3 protein-coding genes and 1 pseudogene are annotated in these 2519 nt (G+C 66.7%); all 4 read right to left on the bottom strand.

Annotation, left to right across the window (positions count from 1 at the left end; translation table 11 throughout):
* Positions 1-35 precede the first annotated feature (35 nt).
* On the bottom strand, positions 36-218 hold the full coding sequence (locus tag J7E68_RS16905; protein WP_215174540.1) for a hypothetical protein: 183 nt from the start codon (positions 216-218) through the stop codon (positions 36-38).
* Between the two features lie 122 nt (positions 219-340).
* A complete protein-coding gene (locus J7E68_RS16900; RefSeq protein ID WP_396652518.1) occupies positions 341-1471 on the bottom strand; it encodes an AI-2E family transporter in 1131 nt (376 codons plus the stop codon).
* Between the two features lie 421 nt (positions 1472-1892).
* Positions 1893-2315 (bottom strand): nuclear transport factor 2 family protein, encoded by a 423-nt coding sequence (locus tag J7E68_RS16895; RefSeq protein WP_215174538.1) that lies wholly within the window; start codon positions 2313-2315, stop codon positions 1893-1895.
* Positions 2306-2519, bottom strand: a pseudogene (locus tag J7E68_RS16890) (MBL fold metallo-hydrolase); the annotation flags it as partial. The pseudogene J7E68_RS16890 and the gene J7E68_RS16895, both read right to left, overlap by 10 nt.

Raw genomic sequence — 2519 nt, 5'->3', positions numbered from 1 at the left:
CGGGTCCTGCCGCGCGATGGGCGGGCGGAGAGGACTCAGCGGTCCTCGTGATCGGGCTGCTCCGCGGCGAGGCGGTCGGCGGCCGCACCGTCGACCTGGTCGTCATCCGCATCCGTGTCGAGGACGGGTTCTCCGTCGACCACGCGATGCGGGACGCCGTCGATCGCATACTCATCGTCCGGCTTCGGAACGAGCGGCGGTATCGGGTTGTTCGTCATCAGTGACTCCTCTCGTGAGATGTGCTCGTCACGGTAGTTCGCGCACTGCGGCGGGGCGACCGCCTTGACTCGCCCGCGGAGGAGGAGTACTCGACCGGCGACGAGAGGGGAGGGGGCAGCGCTCAGACCGTCTCGGGACGCTTCTTGCGGAACGGGCGAGCGGGCGTGTGCGGGCCGTCCCACACCGTGATGATTCCCCAGGCGACAGCAGCGATCGGCACGGAGAGAACAGCGCCGACGATTCCGCCGAGGATCGTGCCGGTCGTCAGAGCGAGCAGGATGACCAGCGCATGCAGCTTGAGGGATCGAGCCATCACGACCGGCTGCAGGAAGTTGCCCTCGAGCTGGTTCACGAGAACGACGATGCCGACGACGATGAGTGCTGCCACCGGACCGTGCGTGACGAGCGCCACGAGCGCGGCGAGGATTCCGGCGGCCGTCGCGCCCACGAGCGGGATGAAGGCGGTGAGGAAGACGATCACGGCGAGCGGGATCGCGAGCGGGATCTGGAGGATGGCGAGTCCGATGCCGATGCCGAGGGCGTCGGCGGCTGCCACGATCGACGTTCCGCGGATGTAGCCGCCGAAGACGTCCACCGTCTTGTCGCCGATGCGTCGTGCGCGCTCGTAGCTCTCCCCGGTAAAGGGGCGCAGCAGGAACTCCCAGATGCGCGGGCCGTCCTTGAGGAAGAAGAACAGCACGACGATCATCAGCGCGAGGCCGGTGAAGAAGCTCGCCGTGGCCGAGACCCCTGCGAGAGCACCGCGTCCGAAGGAGGCGCTGGTCAGGAAGTCTCCGACTCCCGCCCAGATCTCATCGAGATCGATCGATGCGATGTTGAACGGCAGAGTGTCGAGCCATGCCGTGACCTGGCTGATGCCGTCGGTCGCGGATTCGATGAGATCGTCCCACTGAGAACGAACGGTCAGCACGATCACCCAGACGATCCCGCCCAGGATGGCGAGGATGCCGATGAGCGCGATCCAGGTCGCCAGAATCGAGGGCACCCCGCGTCGACGCATGAAGGCGACGAGCGGATGGATCGCAGACGCGAGGATCAGGGCGATCGTCACGGGGATGAAGACGAGGGACAGCTGAGTGATCACCAAGACGCCGACGGCGACCAGAGCGAGCACGGCGAGCGTCTGCAGACTGCGCGTTGCCGCGAGCCCGAGACCGCGGGACCAGAGGCCTGTCTCCCTGATCGGCGGTACGCCGTCTGACATGATCTCCGGTCGTCGGAACAGTCCCAGCACGCGTATCCTCCAGCTCGTCGAGACCGTCCTGTCGATGAGGACGGCCTGGCCTTTCTATCCGGCACACCACGCGATGGCAAGCCCCTGGATATTCTCCGGTTCCGGTCTGCGCTGCTGCGGGTGCCGAAACCATTCTCGCGCGCATACGAAGAAGGCCCCGCGACATCTCGCGGGGCCTTCTCTTCGGTGGACCTGGGGGGACTCGAACCCCCGACCCCCTGACTTCGGTTCGAGTATCCCCGGCTGTCCCGCCCTGGCCCGGTAGTGCCCTGTACGACTGGGTTCACCACAGCCTGGGTGAGGAAGTCGGACAGTGGCACAGAACGCAATGAGGGCAGCAATGCGGGCACCTATGCGGAGGTGTCGTCCCTCGTGCGCAACGGCCCGGCGTTTGGAGCCCGGCGACGCAACCGAGCGGTCAGGCCATTGCTTCGCGCACGAGGGCGGTGTCGACGAACTGCTCGAATCGGACGATCAATCCGCCTCTTACGACGAAGGCGTGCGCGACACGGACGTCGAGGGGCTTCCCGGTTGCGCGGTGGGTTGCGGTGTAGCGGGCGAGGACGACGACGTGTTCCCCGTCGACAATGTAGCTGTCGTCATGTGCTGTCCAGCCGGACCAGTCCGCGCCGAGCTTCTCCATTACGGCCGAGGTCACGCCCTCGGGGGTGCGGTAGGTGCCGGCGAGAGGGAAGCCGGCCATTTCTTTCCATTCGACGTCGGGTGCGAGCGTTGCCCGCAAGGCGTCGAGGTCTCCCGCGGCGGAGGCGAGGTACTGCCGGCGGACCACGTCGCGGGGAGCCGTGGACAGGTCCGGTGTGGTGTTTTCGTTCAGCCCCATGTCATCTCACCCTTCGCAACCTTCGGCCCGATCTGAGCCGCGATGAGCATACCCGCGGACGGGTAGCGCTCGACCAGCGCGGCGGTGACTGCAGCGCCGTCATCCGTCTGGCCCAGGATTGTCTCGAATGACTGCAGGTAGGTGCGGGTGTAGTCGATCGCGCTCGCGTCTGTGGCGGTGTCCGGGAGGCGGTGGCCGGGGATG

Origin of the sequence: Microbacterium sp. ISL-103, assembly GCF_018613995.1 — a bacterium.
In the GTDB taxonomy this organism is placed as follows: Bacteria; Actinomycetota; Actinomycetes; order Actinomycetales; family Microbacteriaceae; genus Microbacterium.
The sequence above is the reverse complement of the archived record's forward strand: the minus strand, read 5'-3'. Positions and strand labels throughout refer to the sequence as shown.

What these genes read in the sequence shown, in the direction of transcription:
- J7E68_RS16905 (WP_215174540.1), bottom strand. Translation starts at nt 218, where the DNA reads ATGACGAACAACCCGATACCGCCGCTCGTTCCGAAGCCGGACGATGAG.
- J7E68_RS16895 (WP_215174538.1), bottom strand. Translation starts at nt 2,315, where the DNA reads ATGGGGCTGAACGAAAACACCACACCGGACCTGTCCACGGCTCCCCGC.